We start from the raw sequence: 14,332 nt of genomic DNA, 5'->3' as shown, positions 1-14,332 counted from the left end.
GTGCAGGGACAGTATCACATCAGCCTGACAGCCGCTGCGCGTCGTTGCATAGCTGCTCGACAAGGTCCGCAAGCGGGCGCGAGCCGTCGACGCGTATGACCGGGCAGGGCAGGCCCGCGAGCCATGTTTCATGCTTGGCGAGACTGCGTCCCTCGCGGTCCCCGGCTTCGTAATGGGACGCCCAATCGACAAAGGACTCGGTCTCCTCGTGGCGCCAGCCACCCGGCGCGACGGCATCCGCACCGAAATGGGCGGCCTCGCGGGCGCGCAATCGCTTCAGCCGGATGTCGCGCGGCGTGGTCACGTAGATGATCATATCGAACAGCGGGACGAGCTCGTCGCCCCAGCCCGTGATGGAGCCGCTCAGCACCCAGTCGAGACGCGGCAGGAACATCTCGCGCATCAGGCGCAGGCGGTCGGCGGCCGGGCGCGTCGTCTGATAGGGCGGCACGGTCGGCAGCCAGAAATAGTCGTCGCTATCGTGATGCGGCAGCGCAAGCTCGCCCGCGAGCGCGCGACCGAGCGTCGTCACGCCGGAGCCCGAAGCTCCCATCAGATGGATGCGGCGGCTTTTCATCGGCACCGACCCGGTAGATTTGAGGTTACTGGCCCGACGGCGTCCGGAGGCCGTGCCAGGCGTCGCGCACCTGCTGGTAGTGCACCTCGGGCAGGTAGTCCGGCGTGTTCAGGTTCAGCGTCTTGACGTCGAGATGGCCGACGGCGCTCAGCAGCGTGTAGGAGGCGATCACGCGGTCGCGCAGCGCGCCGATCAGGCGGGCCTTGGCCTGGATCAGATCGGCCTGCGAGTTCAGGACATCCACTGTCGTGCGCTGTCCGCCGGCGGCTTCGCGCTGCACGCCCTGGAGAGCGACGGTCGCCGCCTTCACCTCGGACTCCGAGGCCGAGACCGCGATCTTGGCGCCTTCATTGGCGACCCAGGCGCTGACCGCCGCCGTGCGGGCCTGGTTGCGGACCTGATCGAGCACGAGCCGGCTCTGCGCCGTGATCTCCTTGGCCTGCCGCGTCTGCGCGGCCGCCTGGCCGCCGTCATAGATCGGCGCGGTGACGCTGGCGACGATGGAGGCCTGGTCCTCGGCGAAGGTGCCGAGCGTCGGGTCGTTGTTGCGGCTCTTGCTGGCGCTGCCCTGGATGCTGGCGCTCGGCAGCAGCGCGCCTTCGGCGACGCGGATATTGGTGGAGGCGACGTCGACGTCGAAGCCGGCCGCCATCACCGCCGGGTGCTGACGGATCGCCATCGTCATGGCGTCCTCGCGGCTCTTCGGCAGATAGCGGTCGACCACTTCGGCGGGCTTGAGCTGCGAGGGCGCGTTGCCGATCACCTGGGCATAGGTCGCCTGGCTCACCGCCAGCGCGACCTCGGCGGCGTTGAGGTCGGAAAGGCCGCGGTTGAGGCGCGCTTCGGCCTGCGCCGTATCGGTCGGCGTGACGTCGCCGGCATTGAGGCGGCGCTGGGTGACGGCGAGCGTCTCGCGCAGGAAGGCGACGTTGGAGCGCTGCGCCTCGACCAGCGACTGGTTGGCTAGCACGTTGGTGTAGGCGGTGACGCCGTCGAGCAGCACGCCCTGGCCGACGTTGCGCAGCGCCTCGCGGCCCGACTGCACCTGGAGCTCGGCGGCCCGCACGTTGTTGGCGGTGCGGAAGCCGTTGAACAGGGTCTGGGTCACGGTGACGCCGATGACCCAAGGCTTCAGGTTTGCGGTCTGGATGGTGTTGTCCGGCAGAAGGTTGCGCACCGATTGCAGGCCGGCGCTGAGGCTCGCCACGATCTGCGGCCGGTAGCCGGCCAGCGCCTGCGGCACGTTCTCGTCGGTCGCGCGCTGCCGCGCGCGTTCGGCATTGAGCTGCGGGTTGGTCTGGTAGGCTTTTGCCAATGCCTCCGGCAGGGCCTCGGCGGATGCGGCCGAGGGCAGGGCGCACGACAGCGCCAGCGCGGTCCATGTCGCAAGCACGGGACCCACGCCCGATCGATGTCGCGTCATCGCGCGATCAGCTCTGGCGGCACGCCCAATCATGTAATCCCGCTTAACCCCGGCTGTCCGCCCCCGCCGACGGTGGCCTCTTAACTGTTTACCCAGCCGGGGTCGCGCAGGCAAACTGCCGCGGGGAAAACCCCCATGTATTCCGTGCTTGTTGCAGGTGCGTCACAGGGTTTCTGCGGGACAGCAGCGAAGGCTTACACCAGCCTGACCGGGTGCCGGCTCAGCGGTTCTTGTTCACCGGCTTGCGCTTCTCGATGAACGCGGCCATGCCCTCGGAGCGGTCTTCCAGCGCGAAGGTCGCGTGGAACAGGTTGCGCTCGACGCTCATGCCTTCGGCGAGCGTGGTCTCGAAGGCGCGGTTCACCGCCTCCTTGGCCATGGCGGCCGCAGGGCGCGACATCGATGCGATCTTCGCGGCCGCTTCCATGACCTCGTCCATGAGCCTGTCGGCGGGTACGATGCGGCTGACGAGGCCCGCGCGCTCGGCTTCCGCGGCATCCATCATGCGGCCGGTGAGACAGAGGTCCATCGCCTTCGACTTGCCGATGGCGCGGGTCAGGCGCTGGGTGCCGCCGATGCCGGGAATGGTGCCGAGCGTGATTTCGGGCTGGCCGAACTTGGCGGTGTCGGCGGCGATGATGAAGTCGCACATCATGGCAAGCTCGCAGCCGCCGCCGAGCGCATAGCCTGCGACCGCAGCGATGGTCGGCTTGCGGCAGCGGGCGACGCGGTCGCCGCCGATCGCGGCAAAGTCCTCGGAGAACATGTCGATGAAGGCCTTGGGCTGCATCTCCTTGATGTCGGCGCCGGCGGCAAACGCCTTCTCGCTGCCGGTCACGACGATGCAGCCGATGGCGTCATCGCCCTCGAGATCGTCGACGGCGGCCGCGATCTCGCGAAAGACGCCGAAGGAGAGCGCGTTGAGCATCTTCGGCCGGTTCAGCTTGATGATGCCGACCGCACCGATGCTTTCGACGATGATGTGTTCGAACGTGCTCATGCTCCACCCACGCTTTTGATTGGGCGGGCAATGTGCCTGCTGGCGCGGACGCCTTCAAGGGCCCAGGAAGCCTTTGGAACAGGCGTCCGGAACACGCGGCAAAGCGCACGTTCCGGACGGGGTTTCCTCAGGCCAGGTAATCAGGCCAGGCGATCAGGCCGAAAAATCAGGCCATGAACATGCGCGCGGCGGACGCCAGTGTCAGCAGCGTGCCGACCCCGATGAAGATCTTTCCGATCAGCGAGCTCTGGTCCCAGGCCGAGCTCTGCTGGCTGCTGGCCATCACCGGCGCGGGACGCGGCTGTGCCGGGGTCGCAGCAATCACCGCCTTCTGGGCAGGCGGGTTGTCCTGCTGCACGGCCTGGTCGAGATCGTTGGGCTGGTCAGGGGCGACGATCTGGCTCTCGGCGTTCGGGGCCGCGGTATTGTCGGCGGCTGCCTGGACGTTGTCGTTGGCGCGGCCGGTCATGGCGGAAGCGGCAGCCGCAGGCGGCGTATCGGCGGCAGCGAGCTGGGCGTTGGCGTTGGCGACCTCCGGCGGCATCTCGCTCGAGGCCGGCACGTTGCTGTCGGCCTTGGCCTCGTCGGCCTTTGGCGCGGACTGCGTCTTGTCGGCCGCCTTGTCGTCGGATTTCTGCGCCGTCTTGCTGCTGGTGCGATGCGCGGAATGGCGCCGCTGCTTGTTCGGCTTGGCCGTGTCGGCCTGTTTATCCGCGCTGTCCGACTTGCTTGCGGCTGAGCTGGGCGCGGCCTGTGCAACGCCTCCAGACAGCAAGAAAAGTCCGGCCACAGCAATCAGGGCCATGCGCATGCTGGCTTTCATCATTCTGACGATCTCCCCAATTCCGCCCGTCCCGGGGCGAACAGAGACCCCGGGGCGTGACGACAGCTGGGCAGAAAATGGGAATCTTCGGGCCACACCGGGCGAAAACGGGGCAAACCGCCCCCACGCCCACGGCTGGCCGGATGCGGGACGGTTCAATCGGTGTTATGAGCCGTCGCGGGTTCGACGGCCGTACCGGCCACCGGGGCAGCCGATATCACGAATTCGTGATATCGCGAGTGCCGGCGTAACAATCTGAAAATGCGGCCGAATTGCATGGTGAGGGGCGCGCGTGCGCGGACGTGAGGACGAATGGACCGGCCTGATGCGGTCGGCCATGGCGGGCGATGATGCGGCGTATCATCGCCTGTTGAAGGCGGTCACGCCGGTGCTGCGCGCCGCGGCGAGGCGTGGTCTGGCGCGGGCCGGGCAGCCTCCCGATCAAGCCGAGGATATCGTGCAGGAGATACTTTTGGCGGTGCACCTGAAGCGGCACACCTGGGACAGCGAAGCCCCCTTCGCGCCCTGGCTGTTCGCGATCGCCCGCAACAAGCTGATCGACGCGCTGAGGCGGCGCGGCAGGCGCGTCTTCGTCAACATCGACGATTTCGCCGAGACGCTGCCGGGCGAGGCGCCGCAGGAGACCGCTTCGGCAGGCGAGGTCGCCGCGCAACTCGGCGCGCTGCCGCAGCGCCAGCGCGACGTGCTGCAGTCGATTGCGGTCGAGGCCGCCTCGATCAAGGACACGGCGGCGAAGTTTTCGATGAGCGAGGGTGCGGTGCGGGTCGCGCTGCATCGCGGACTTGCGGCACTGACGGCCAAACTGCGGGACCACTAGTCATGGATACCGACCAACTCATTCGCTCGCTCGCGGCCGACAACGCCCATCGCGCGCCGCGCGTCGGCGCCGTGCTGACCATGGCGCTGCTGGTTGCCGCGCCACTGTCGATCCTGATCTTCGCGAGCTTCCTCGGCGTGCGCGCCGATGTCATGAGCGCCATGGGCAATCCGTTCTTCGACATGAAGTTCGCGGTGACGCTGTCGCTCGCGATCCCTGCGATCATCGTCAGCCTGCATCTGTCGCGGCCCGAAGCCCTGCTGCACGGCTGGGGCTGGCTGCTGCTGCTGCCGGTCGGGCTGCTCGCGGTCGCGATCGGCGGCGAGATGATGATGGCGCCGGCGATGCCGATGACGGTGCGCATGATGGGCAAGAACTCCAGGGTGTGCCTGGTCGCGATCCCCGCGATGTCGCTGCCGCTGCTGGCCGGGGCGCTATTCGGTCTGCGCCATGGCGCGCCGTCGCGCCCCGCGCTCGCCGGAGCGCTCGCGGGCCTGGTGTCGGCGGGGCTCGCCGCGACGCTCTACGCCTCGCATTGCACCGATGATTCCCCGCTGTTCGTCGCGACCTGGTACACGATCGCGACCGCGATGGTGACCGCGATCGGCGCTGCGATCGGCTCGAGGGTCCTGAGATACTAGGCCGCCGGCGTCGCGCTCTGCATGCGCTGGAAGCGCAGCACCTGTTGCGCGGTGGATGAGCGCAGCGCCTCGTAGGTGTCGCGCAGCGCCAGCATGTCGGCCGGCGAGCCGCCCGACAGCTTCTCTCGCATGGCGATGATCGCGCGCACGCTCGACCATTGCATGCCCGCGACCTTGGCGAGGATCATCACGCCCTCAGTGCGGCTTTCGACCATCATGGTCTCGGCGGTCTGGACCGCGACCCCGGCGAGCGCCGCGAGGCCCGCATTGGTCTCGTCGAACTTGCCTTGCTCGGCGAAGGTGGTGATCTGGAATTCGGTGAGACGGCCGTCCTCGTGCAGCGACTTCACCAGCGCGCGCGCCATCTCGGTCTGTCTGGTCGTGGCGGCGGCGCTGACCCGCTGGGCGGCTTCCTGCACCACGCTCGACACCTCGTCCGCCAGCTCCGGATGCGCGGCCTCGAGCTTCCGGCGCACGCTCATGGACGCCTTCGCGACCAGCTTCAGGTAGTGATGGCGCGGCAGGTCGGGCCGCAGGCCGATGCAGGTGGCGAGATCGTCGTCGCGTTCGGCGCGCGTGACGAGGTCGGTGAGACCTTCCTCGGAGAGTCGCGCGCCCGGATTGCTGACGGTCGATTGCACCACGTCCTCGTTGCCGCGCGTCACCAGCACGTCGGTCAGCGCTTCCGACAGCACGCGCCGCAGCGAGATCGCCTTCAGATGGGCCTGGCCTCTCGTGCGCGCGATCTCGATCAGCGTCGCCTCGTCCAGCCGTTCAGATTTCGTCAGCACGGGCCCTGCGACCTCGATGACCTCGTCGAGCGCCAGCGTGCGGATGATCTTCGGCGGTGCGGCCGGGATCGGTGCCAGACGATCGGCAAGCAGTGCCCTGGCCGACGTCTCGATCTGCTCGATCAGGCATTCGAACACGTCGTCGAACACGCGGATGTGGTCGTCAGAATAATCCACCGCGTTGCCCACGAAGAGATCGGTGACACGGCGCAGCGTCTCGACCCGCCGCGCAACGGTGCCGTGGGAGAGCGCAGCCTGCAATTCGTCGAGCAGGTTTTCGGATGGTTTTTCGGCTTTGGATCTCATTGCCCTGTCCTGGAGCGTTCGGTCCGGCGGCTTTGCACCGCCGGGTGAAAATGGATTGGTCAGTTCGTTGCGATGCGGTTGCGCCCTTGCGCCTTGGCGGAATAGAGCGCGCTGTCGGCGCGCGCGAGAAACGTGTCGGCAGTATCCATGTCGCGAAGCGTCACGACGCCCGCGGAAATCGTTACGCGCATGCCAGGGGAGAATGCGCTCCAGTCGAGATCGGCAACGATGCTGCGCAGCCGCTCGAGCATGCGCGAGGCCGCCTCGGCTTCGGTGTCGGGCAGCAGCAGCAGAAATTCCTCGCCGCCGTAGCGGCCGAAACAGTCGGCCGGGCGGATGTTGGCGAAAATGGTGATGGCGAAGGTGCGCAGCACCTCGTCGCCGATGGGATGGCCGTGGGCGTCGTTGATGCGCTTGAACCAGTCGAGGTCGATCAGCGCGATCGCGCAGGACGTCGAGGCCTGCCGCGATTTTTCGATTTCGCTGTCGAGCATCCGCATGATGCAGCGGCGGTTGTAGGAGCCCGTCAGCTCGTCGAGCTCGGCGAGCTCCTCGATCCGCCGATAGGCGGCCTTCAGCTCGATGCTGCGCTGGTACAGGATCTTGCGCAGCGTGGCGCCGAACAGGCCGAGGAAGGCGCACTGGCCGATCACCAGCACGAAGCACAGCATCGAGGCGGCCCGCTGCAGCCTGGTCGCAACCGGCAGGCCGATCGGCAGGTCGGAGGCGAGGAAGACGGCGCCGAGGCCGGCGGTGGCGAGCGCCCAGGTCAGCATCGCCTGGGTCGAGGTCATGCGCAGCGTGCCGAAGGCGAAGATCAGGAACAGCACGCTGATGAAGGTGACGCCGAGGATCGGGACCGACAGCAGGAACACGAATTGCAGCGCCATATGCGCCGAAATCTGGAAGACGGTGAGATAGTGGTCGGTGAACCTGTCGCCGACGCCGGCTTCCGACAGCACGGTGAACGTGCCGATGATCAGGAGTCCGCCGAACCAGAACAGCGAGGCGACGTCCAGCGAGACCACGCCGTCATAGGCGTAGATCAGCAGGACGGAGGCACCGAGCGAGTAGCTCGCCACCTGGCCGATATACATCTGCCGGCGTTGCCAGGCCCGGCGGGCCCGGACCTGCGGCGCCGCCGCCTCGGGCATGAGGACGAGATCCGCGACCTCAGCGGCATTCCTCTCGGGAAGCGACGTCGCGGCCGTGTTCATGATCCTGCCGGAGGTGGATGTCAGCGCAAAAATCTACGTGGCAAGCCTTTAGGTTTGGTATCCTTCGAAACCGAATCCGAACCGTGCAGTGCAGAACAGGATGATATTGGCCGGCTGCAGGAATTTGCCGGCGATTAGGCATCGTTTGCGATGCGTTCGAGCCAAAGCGGGGGTTCGTGAGACATACGTCGTGCAGGACTGCTATGGAACCGGACTTGGTCGGCCGGCCCGTGCCGGGCAGGCATTTCGCAGGAAAGTGCTTCAGTATTATGTTACCGATCTGGATCGAACTGGCCAACCATCGCGGGTATCGCAAGAAAAGCGCGCGTATGTGGGGTAGGTCACACACCGCCCCGTATGACTGCGGTAGGTTGAAGAATTTCGCCCCTCCCGTCGAACCGTCCGCCGTATCGACCCGACCAACTTTGCGAGACGGGCTTTGAGCGTGACACAGGCGGCTACGGACGAGGTCCTCATCGCCAGGATCGCCCAAGGTGACCGGCTCGCCATGCAGGTGCTGTACGGGCGGCACCATGTCAGGGTTTACCGGTTCGGGTTGAGGCTTGTGCGGGACGAGCAGGCGGCGGAAGACCTCATCAGCGAGGTATTTCTCGACGTCTGGCGTCAAGCCGGCAAGTTCGAAGGCCGATCCGCCGTTTCCACCTGGCTGCTGGCAATCACCCGATTCAAGGCCCTCTCGGCGCTTCGGCGCAGGAAGGATTTTGAACTCGACGAAGACGCCGCGAACGCGATTGAGGATTCGTCCGACAATCCGGAAACGGTGGTGCAGAAGAAGGATACGAGTGCGGCGTTGCGGGAGTGTCTGACGGGCCTCACGCCGGAACACCGGGAAATCGTCGATCTCGTCTACTACCACGAGAAATCCGTGGAAGAGGTGGCCGAAATCGTCGGGATACCGGAGAACACTGTGAAGACGCGCTTGTTCTATGCGCGCAAGAAACTGGCCGAACTGCTGAAGGCAGCCGGCGTTGAGCGAGGCTGGCCATGATGGCTTTGAGCAAGAAGATGCTGGAGCAAGAGCCCAGTGAGATTGAACTGCTGCTGCCCTGGCACGCCGCCGGCACGCTGAACGCGCGCGATGCCCGCCGCGTCGAGGAAGCGCTGGCGAATGATCCGGAGCTTGCCAGGCAGTACGCCGCGATCCGCGGCGAGTACGAAGAGACCATCCATCTGAACGAGAGCCTGGGCGCTCCGTCGGCGCGCGCGATGCAGAAGCTGTTCGCCGCGATCGATGCCGAGCCGGCGCGTGCCGTCGGTTCGCTGCCGCTGTCGTCGCGCATCGCGACCTTCTTCGCGGGGCTGTCGCCGCGGACGCTGGCGTGGTCGGCGAGCCTCGGCGCCATCGCGCTGCTGCTCCAGGCCGGCATCATCGGCGCGGTGCTGATGAAGACCCAGACCGCGACCTTCCAGACCGCTTCGCTTTCGACCGGCGCGCCGATCACGCGTGAACTCGGTGCGGCCGCCGCGCCGGCCCGTGCGCTGGTGCGCTTCACGCCCGAAGCGCGTGTTGCCGACATCACGGCGTTGCTCGACAGCTACCAGGCGTCGATCATCGGCGATGCCAAGGGCGGCATGTTCCGCCTCCAGTTCGACAAGGCGATGAGCCAGGACGAGCTCGCCGCGCTGCTCGGCAGGATGCAGCGCGAGAAGTTCGTCAACCTCGCTGTCGCGGCGCCGTAAGGCGCCTTCGACCCGATGACGCGCAGGTCCGAGAGTAAGTTGCGAGCCGCGGCCTACGCCTCGGTCGGAGCCGTGCTGCTGCTCGCCGCCAGCCTTGGCGTCGAGGTCGCGCAGGCGCAGGCGATCATGCGCACGCCGACGATCAGCGTTCCCTCGCGCATACCGACGATCTCTCCAAGCATTGCCGCGCGGGCGGCCGCCGTCGCGCCCGGTCCGCGGGCCATCCCTGCGATCCCGCATACCACCACCATAGGCCGCGTCGGCACGACGCCAGTGCTGCCTTACGCGCGCTATTCGCCGAACCTTTATCCGTCCTGCTCCGCGCCCTATCGGGACGGGGATGGCGAATGCCTGGCGCAGCCGAACGCGGGCGGTGCCGGGACCGGCAAATCAGGCAAGAAGAGCGCCGGCAAGGGGCGCGGCAACAACAACACGCCTGTGGCGGTGAACCTGCGCAGCTTTGCCAACGAATTCGTCGCCGAGATCGACGGCGCCCTGTCGGTGACCGAGGCCGACGAGCTCGCGCGCCGCCACGGCCTTTCGCGCATTGCATCCGAGAATTTTCCGCTGATCGGGGCGACCTTCGGTCTGTTCCGCATCACCGATGGCCGGCCCTTCGAGACCGCGCGGCGTGAATTCGCCGCCGACGGCAGCGTGCGCTCGGTCCAGCCGAACTTCCGCTATGTGCTCCAGGACCAGAAGGCGGGCACGCCGACCGAGGGCGATCCCGCGCAATATGCCCTGGCCAAACTGCGCCTGCCGCAGGCCCATACGCTGGCGCATGGCGCCAACGTGACGGTTGCCGTGATCGATTCCGGCATCGACGCCAAACACCCCGAGCTCGCCAATTCCGTCTCCGACAATTTCGACGCGCTCGGCAGCGCCGAGGGGCCGCATGTTCACGGCACCGGCATCGCCGGCGCCATCGTGGCGCATGCCAAGCTGATGGGAAGCGCGCCCGAGGCGCGCATCATCGCCATCCGCGCCTTCGGCGGCACCACGGGCGGCGCCGAGAGCTCGTCCTACATCATCCTGCGCTCGCTGAATTATGCCGCCGAGCACGGCGCGCAGATCGTCAACATGAGCTTTGCCGGTCCCAAGGACGCGGTGATCGAGCGCGCCATCGCGGCGACCGCCGCGCGCGGGCTCGTGCTGATCGCGGCGGCCGGCAATGCCGGCGCGAAATCGCCGCCGCTCTATCCCGCCGCCAATCCCAACGTGATTGCGGTCAGCGCGACCGACCAGCAGGACAGATTGTTCCCGGCTTCCAACCGCGGCAATTACATTGCGCTGGCCGCGCCTGGCGTCGACATCTTCCTGCCGGCGCCCGACGGCAAATACCAGATGACCTCGGGGACCTCGTTCTCGGCCGCCTATGTCTCCGGCGTCGCCGCCTTGCTGCTCGAGCGCAACTACACACTGAAGCCGGAAGCGCTGCGCATGACGCTCGCGAAGACCGCGCGCGATCTCGGCTCACCCGGACGCGATGATCTGTTCGGCGACGGCGAGGCCGATGCATTTGCCGCGGTGATGGCCGTTCCCGCCGACAGCGCGACGCCCGTTGCGGCCGCGTCCGGTACAACAAAACGTGAAGACGCCGACAAGCGTCGCGACGAGCCCGGCATCCGCGCGATCGAACAGCCTTCGCTCTCCAGTGCAGGCGATAAAGCCGCGATTTCTCAGGCGGATAGGCCGGCGACGCGATAGTGGCTGCGACAACCTTGCGCGCACGCCAAGGGTCAAAAATTCGAACGCCGCATTGAACGTTCAGCCCGCTAGCACGACCAAATTATGTGGGAGCGGTCATCCCTCCCCATCAGTCATATCAGGCGCGAGCGCCCATCCACCCCAAGCGCCCATATGGCTCGACCCGTCCGGTTGTCCCCCCGGACGGGTCTTTTCTTTTTGGGCATCCGATTCCTTGAAGCGATGTTCGAGGTCAGCTTCCGGTTGAGCGATCACGGCCGCGCCGGGCGCGAGCGTTCATCACGTGCGTCGCAAGTCGGTCATGCTTGCGCGAAGCTTGACTCGAAAACACAGGAAATGTCCGCACGACTACGGTGTTTCATGACGAACGGCGTGTCGTTGCTGGACAAGTCAAAACTTTTCCACAAAATATTCATGTCGCTTCTAAATTGATTCGTGCGCGTTGCGTCCCCCGCGTCCGTGTTTTCTCCCTACGGGCTGGTTCATGACACATCGCCAAGAGTTAATGAGCGCTGCGGGTTGCAGCCGCGAGGTCGCGGCGCGCTGGTGCGCTCTCGCCGAACAGCGGCTGGAACATCTGTCCGAAATGTTCGAGACCGGACGCTGGCGCCGCTATCACTCCGAACTCGCCTTTCTCGAAAACATCCAGGAAGCCAAGCGCGCGGTCCAGACCTGGCGCGCCATCGCCACCGGCGGGGACGTCGCAGCGGCGGCCGCAAGCGTCACCTCCGCCTTCGGCTGGTCGCCGGCGACGATGCCCCGCGTGTTTCCGCGCGACACCGTGCAGCCGAAGGCCGTCCACATCGCCCCCGAGACCGCCATGCCGGTCAGGCTCGATCCCAAGCCGGATGTTCTGGCCGAAATCACCGAAGCCCCGCTCGTGCCGGCGGCTCCGAGCGCACAGCCCGCGCCCGTCACCGTGGCATCATTCACCGCACCCGCCGCCGTCCCGCCTCTCAAGGCTCCCGCGGCAAGGGCGCCGCTGATGACGGCGCCTGTCGTGAGGCCGCCGTCCGCAGCGCCCGCCGCGATGGCGCCGCGCACTGCGCCTGCCGTGAGGTTGCCGTTCGCCGAACCTGCCGCACCGGCACCGGTCGCCGCGCCTGCCGTCAAGGCCCCCGCTGCGATGGCAGCGCTCCTGCCGCAATTCGCTCCGCCCGCCGCCGAAATCGTCGCGGCGCCCGAGCGCGTCGTCGAATTCACCCTCAGCCTCGACGGCCTGCAAGCGAAGTACCCGCTGCTTCGGAACGCGTTCTAGCGTCTTGCTCAACGGCAGCCGCCGTCGTCTCCAACCCCGTCATCCTGAGGTGCGAGGCATGGGACGCGGCGCGTCCCATGGGGAGCCTCGAAGGACGAACGGCCCGGCTAGGGCTACATCGCGCTATTACTTCGGTCGCGGCGCTCCCGCACGCCGCCGCGCAAGCTGACTTAGCGACTTCCAATCCGAACGAATGAGCGCTTCCTTTTTGGCGCGGCTCCACCCTTTGAGCTGCCGCTCAGCCGCAATCCCATCGGTGATCCGATCGAAATACTCCGACCACACCAGAACGACCGGGCGCCTCGAATATGTATATCCTGGAAAAGCACCGGCGTTGTGCTCGTCAAACCGCTTGGACGTGTCCTCGCCGGTGGCGCTTCCAATGTAGAAAGAGCCATCGGCGCAGCGCAGCATGTATATGTAGATGCCCACCACATCATCCTTCGAGGCTCCCCGCGCGGCGCTCCGCACCGCACGGCTCGCACCTCAGGATGACGGCGGTGTTTGGGGTGTCAAGTTTGAAGGGAACAGCCTCCGGATATATTCCTTCATCCCGAGGTGCGAGGCATGCCGCGTCCAATGGGAAGTTCGAAGGATGTGCAGCGCACCTGCCAACCGCGGCGCCTAGCGCCGCACCGCATTCCCGCCGATCACCACCTGCGCAAAGCGCTGCGCGCCGTCGGCCGACAGGTCCGATGTCACCGCGCGCGCGTGGTCGAGGCCGACCACGGCGCCGCGCGGGGTTTCCGAGATCATGTTGTTGTTGACGAGCGCGGTGCCGGCGCCGGGCACCACGGAGACGCCGATGCCGGCAAGGGCCTTGCGGATCACGTTGCCGGTGATGGCGACGTCGCGCAGATATTTGCCCCAGCCGGCGACGATGCCGTAGGACGGCGCGTTCTCGATCACATTCCCGGTCACGGATGAATCCGCCTCGATGTAGATGCCGACGCCGGCATCGTCATCGGGTGCGGTGCCTATGGGGCGCTTCGGGATCAGGTTGCGGATGATGTTGCCCTGGACCACCGCGATGCGGCCGCCCTCGTTGAAATTGCAGACGGAGACGCCGACGGCGGCGCCATCGACGGTGTTGTTGGCGATCACGGCGGCCTCGAACGCAAACTCCGAATAGAGCGCGACCTCGCGCACGTCGCTGACGCTGTTGCCGGTGATATGGATGTTCGAGGCCGAGTTGCCGCGCACCGCGGAATAGTCGCAGTTCCTGATGCGGTTGCCGCGCACGATCACGTTGCCGGCGCGGAAGGCGTTGATGGCGTTGCCGTACTGGCCGGAGCCGCCGGGGCCGGCCTTGATGTCCTCGATGCGGTTGTCGGCGACCAGCGTGCCGTCGTCGCCGATCGCGGTGCGCAGGATCTCGATGCCGTTGTCGTTGGTGCCTGAAATGGTGTTGCGGGACACGCTGAGGCCCCTGGCGTCGAACGAGACCACCGCCGTCACCGCGATATTGCCGAAGATGTTGCCGGAGATGTCACCGGCGACCTGCTCCAACCAGATGCCGCTGCCGCCCGAATTGGTGATCTCGCAATCGGTGATGCGCACGTCGCGCCCGCCGAGGACGTGGATCAGGGCGCGCCGTGTCGGCAGCGGAATGCCGGCGCCGTCGAAGGTGATGCCGGTGAGGCCGATCGCATCGGCGCCGTCGCTCTGGATCGCCGAGGCGCCGCTGGTGAAGACGAGCTTGGTCGCGCCGCGCACGCCGATCAGTTGGGCGCCGTTCGGCAAGCGCAGCAATCCGCAGCGGTAGATGCCTGGCGGCAGGGCGAGGGGCATTTGCGCCCGCGCGGCCTCGTCGATCGCGCGCTGCAGCGCGCGGGTCTGATCCTCGCTGCTGCCGGGCCGCACGCCGTATTGCGTGGCATCGCGGCCGAGCAGCGACGTCAGCGGCGCCGCGCGCGCGGCATCGGCCGGCATGGCGAGCGCGCCCGCGATGCCGGCGGTGGAAGCTCCGATGAGATGACGGCGATTGAGGTCCATGACGCGTCCTCCGGCGGACGCGGGGGTCCGCGGCAGTTAGGTAGCGCAGGGCGGA

The 14,332-nt window shown here is 66.9% G+C and carries 14 protein-coding genes; 6 read left to right on the top strand and 8 right to left on the bottom strand.

Going from position 1 to position 14,332, the window contains the following annotated elements; genetic code table 11:
* Window positions 1-19: 19 nt before the first annotated feature.
* From JQ617_RS27175 to JQ617_RS27160, 4 genes are all read right to left on the bottom strand, one after another.
* A complete protein-coding gene (locus JQ617_RS27175; RefSeq protein WP_212028983.1) occupies window positions 20-577 on the bottom strand; it encodes a P-loop NTPase family protein in 558 nt (185 codons plus the stop codon).
* 25 nt (window positions 578-602) lie between these two features.
* Window positions 603-2,000: a TolC family outer membrane protein gene (locus JQ617_RS27170; RefSeq protein WP_063690973.1), complete on the bottom strand. Its 1,398-nt coding sequence runs from the start codon at window positions 1,998-2,000 to the stop codon at window positions 603-605.
* 220 nt (window positions 2,001-2,220) lie between these two features.
* On the bottom strand, window positions 2,221-3,000 hold the full coding sequence (locus JQ617_RS27165; protein WP_063690971.1) for an enoyl-CoA hydratase: 780 nt from the start codon (window positions 2,998-3,000) through the stop codon (window positions 2,221-2,223).
* A gap of 166 nt (window positions 3,001-3,166) precedes the next feature.
* Entirely contained in the window at window positions 3,167-3,826 is a 660-nt protein-coding gene (locus JQ617_RS27160; RefSeq protein WP_212028982.1) for a hypothetical protein, read from the bottom strand.
* Between the two features lie 289 nt (window positions 3,827-4,115).
* Between JQ617_RS27160 and JQ617_RS27155 the strand changes: the two genes are divergently transcribed.
* Entirely contained in the window at window positions 4,116-4,661 is a 546-nt protein-coding gene (locus JQ617_RS27155) for a sigma-70 family RNA polymerase sigma factor (protein WP_018647978.1), read from the top strand.
* Window positions 4,662-4,663: 2 nt separating this feature from the next.
* Window positions 4,664-5,302, top strand: coding sequence for an NrsF family protein (locus JQ617_RS27150; RefSeq protein WP_212028981.1), 639 nt, complete (start codon window positions 4,664-4,666; stop codon window positions 5,300-5,302).
* Here the strand turns inward: JQ617_RS27150 and JQ617_RS27145 are convergent.
* Together JQ617_RS27145 and JQ617_RS27140 are read right to left on the bottom strand one after the other, a co-directional pair.
* Window positions 5,299-6,399, bottom strand: a complete 1,101-nt coding sequence (locus JQ617_RS27145) for a DUF2336 domain-containing protein (protein ID WP_212028980.1) — start codon at window positions 6,397-6,399, stop codon at window positions 5,299-5,301. The two genes, JQ617_RS27150 and JQ617_RS27145, sit on opposite strands and share 4 nt — an antisense overlap.
* 59 nt (window positions 6,400-6,458) lie before the next feature.
* Complete coding sequence (locus tag JQ617_RS27140) at window positions 6,459-7,616, bottom strand: GGDEF domain-containing protein (protein WP_212028979.1); 1,158 nt, start codon at window positions 7,614-7,616, stop codon at window positions 6,459-6,461.
* A gap of 439 nt (window positions 7,617-8,055) precedes the next feature.
* On the opposite strand from JQ617_RS27140, the gene JQ617_RS27135 reads away from it, so the two are divergent.
* The 4 genes from JQ617_RS27135 to JQ617_RS27120 all read left to right on the top strand — a co-directional run bounded on the left by JQ617_RS27135 (window position 8,056) and on the right by JQ617_RS27120 (window position 12,282).
* Window positions 8,056-8,625: a sigma-70 family RNA polymerase sigma factor gene (locus JQ617_RS27135; RefSeq protein ID WP_063690961.1), complete on the top strand. Its 570-nt coding sequence runs from the start codon at window positions 8,056-8,058 to the stop codon at window positions 8,623-8,625.
* Window positions 8,622-9,317, top strand: coding sequence for a hypothetical protein (locus JQ617_RS27130; RefSeq protein ID WP_145663417.1), 696 nt, complete (start codon window positions 8,622-8,624; stop codon window positions 9,315-9,317). The genes JQ617_RS27135 and JQ617_RS27130 overlap by 4 nt, the downstream gene beginning before the upstream one ends.
* A gap of 15 nt (window positions 9,318-9,332) precedes the next feature.
* Window positions 9,333-11,024, top strand: coding sequence for a S8 family serine peptidase (locus JQ617_RS27125; RefSeq protein WP_212028978.1), 1,692 nt, complete (start codon window positions 9,333-9,335; stop codon window positions 11,022-11,024).
* A 505-nt stretch (window positions 11,025-11,529) separates the two neighbouring features.
* A complete protein-coding gene (locus JQ617_RS27120; protein ID WP_249157583.1) occupies window positions 11,530-12,282 on the top strand; it encodes a TIGR03809 family protein in 753 nt (250 codons plus the stop codon).
* Window positions 12,283-12,408: 126 nt separating this feature from the next.
* Here JQ617_RS27120 and JQ617_RS27115 read toward each other — a convergent pair whose 3' ends face one another.
* Together JQ617_RS27115 and JQ617_RS27110 are read right to left on the bottom strand one after the other, a co-directional pair.
* Window positions 12,409-12,714, bottom strand: coding sequence for a GIY-YIG nuclease family protein (locus JQ617_RS27115; protein ID WP_212028976.1), 306 nt, complete (start codon window positions 12,712-12,714; stop codon window positions 12,409-12,411).
* Window positions 12,715-12,906: 192 nt separating this feature from the next.
* On the bottom strand, window positions 12,907-14,277 hold the full coding sequence (locus JQ617_RS27110) for a TIGR03808 family TAT-translocated repetitive protein (protein WP_212028975.1): 1,371 nt from the start codon (window positions 14,275-14,277) through the stop codon (window positions 12,907-12,909).
* Window positions 14,278-14,332 lie beyond the last annotated feature (55 nt).

Source organism: Bradyrhizobium sp. KB893862 SZCCT0404 (assembly GCF_018130885.1).
GTDB lineage: Bacteria > Pseudomonadota > Alphaproteobacteria > Rhizobiales > Xanthobacteraceae > Bradyrhizobium > Bradyrhizobium stylosanthis.
The sequence above is the reverse complement of the archived record's forward strand: the minus strand, read 5'-3'. Positions and strand labels throughout refer to the sequence as shown.

Coding starts and splice junctions, on each gene's coding strand:
- JQ617_RS27175 (WP_212028983.1), bottom strand. CDS start 577: ATGAAAAGCCGCCGCATCCATCTGATGGGAGCTTCGGGCTCCGGCGTG.
- JQ617_RS27170 (WP_063690973.1), bottom strand. CDS start 2,000: ATGACGCGACATCGATCGGGCGTGGGTCCCGTGCTTGCGACATGGACC.
- JQ617_RS27165 (WP_063690971.1), bottom strand. CDS start 3,000: ATGAGCACGTTCGAACACATCATCGTCGAAAGCATCGGTGCGGTCGGC.
- JQ617_RS27160 (WP_212028982.1), bottom strand. CDS start 3,826: ATGATGAAAGCCAGCATGCGCATGGCCCTGATTGCTGTGGCCGGACTT.
- JQ617_RS27150 (WP_212028981.1), top strand. CDS start 4,664: ATGGATACCGACCAACTCATTCGCTCGCTCGCGGCCGACAACGCCCAT.
- JQ617_RS27145 (WP_212028980.1), bottom strand. CDS start 6,399: ATGAGATCCAAAGCCGAAAAACCATCCGAAAACCTGCTCGACGAATTG.
- JQ617_RS27140 (WP_212028979.1), bottom strand. CDS start 7,616: ATGAACACGGCCGCGACGTCGCTTCCCGAGAGGAATGCCGCTGAGGTC.
- JQ617_RS27130 (WP_145663417.1), top strand. CDS start 8,622: ATGATGGCTTTGAGCAAGAAGATGCTGGAGCAAGAGCCCAGTGAGATT.
- JQ617_RS27125 (WP_212028978.1), top strand. CDS start 9,333: ATGACGCGCAGGTCCGAGAGTAAGTTGCGAGCCGCGGCCTACGCCTCG.
- JQ617_RS27120 (WP_249157583.1), top strand. CDS start 11,530: ATGAGCGCTGCGGGTTGCAGCCGCGAGGTCGCGGCGCGCTGGTGCGCT.
- JQ617_RS27110 (WP_212028975.1), bottom strand. CDS start 14,277: ATGGACCTCAATCGCCGTCATCTCATCGGAGCTTCCACCGCCGGCATC.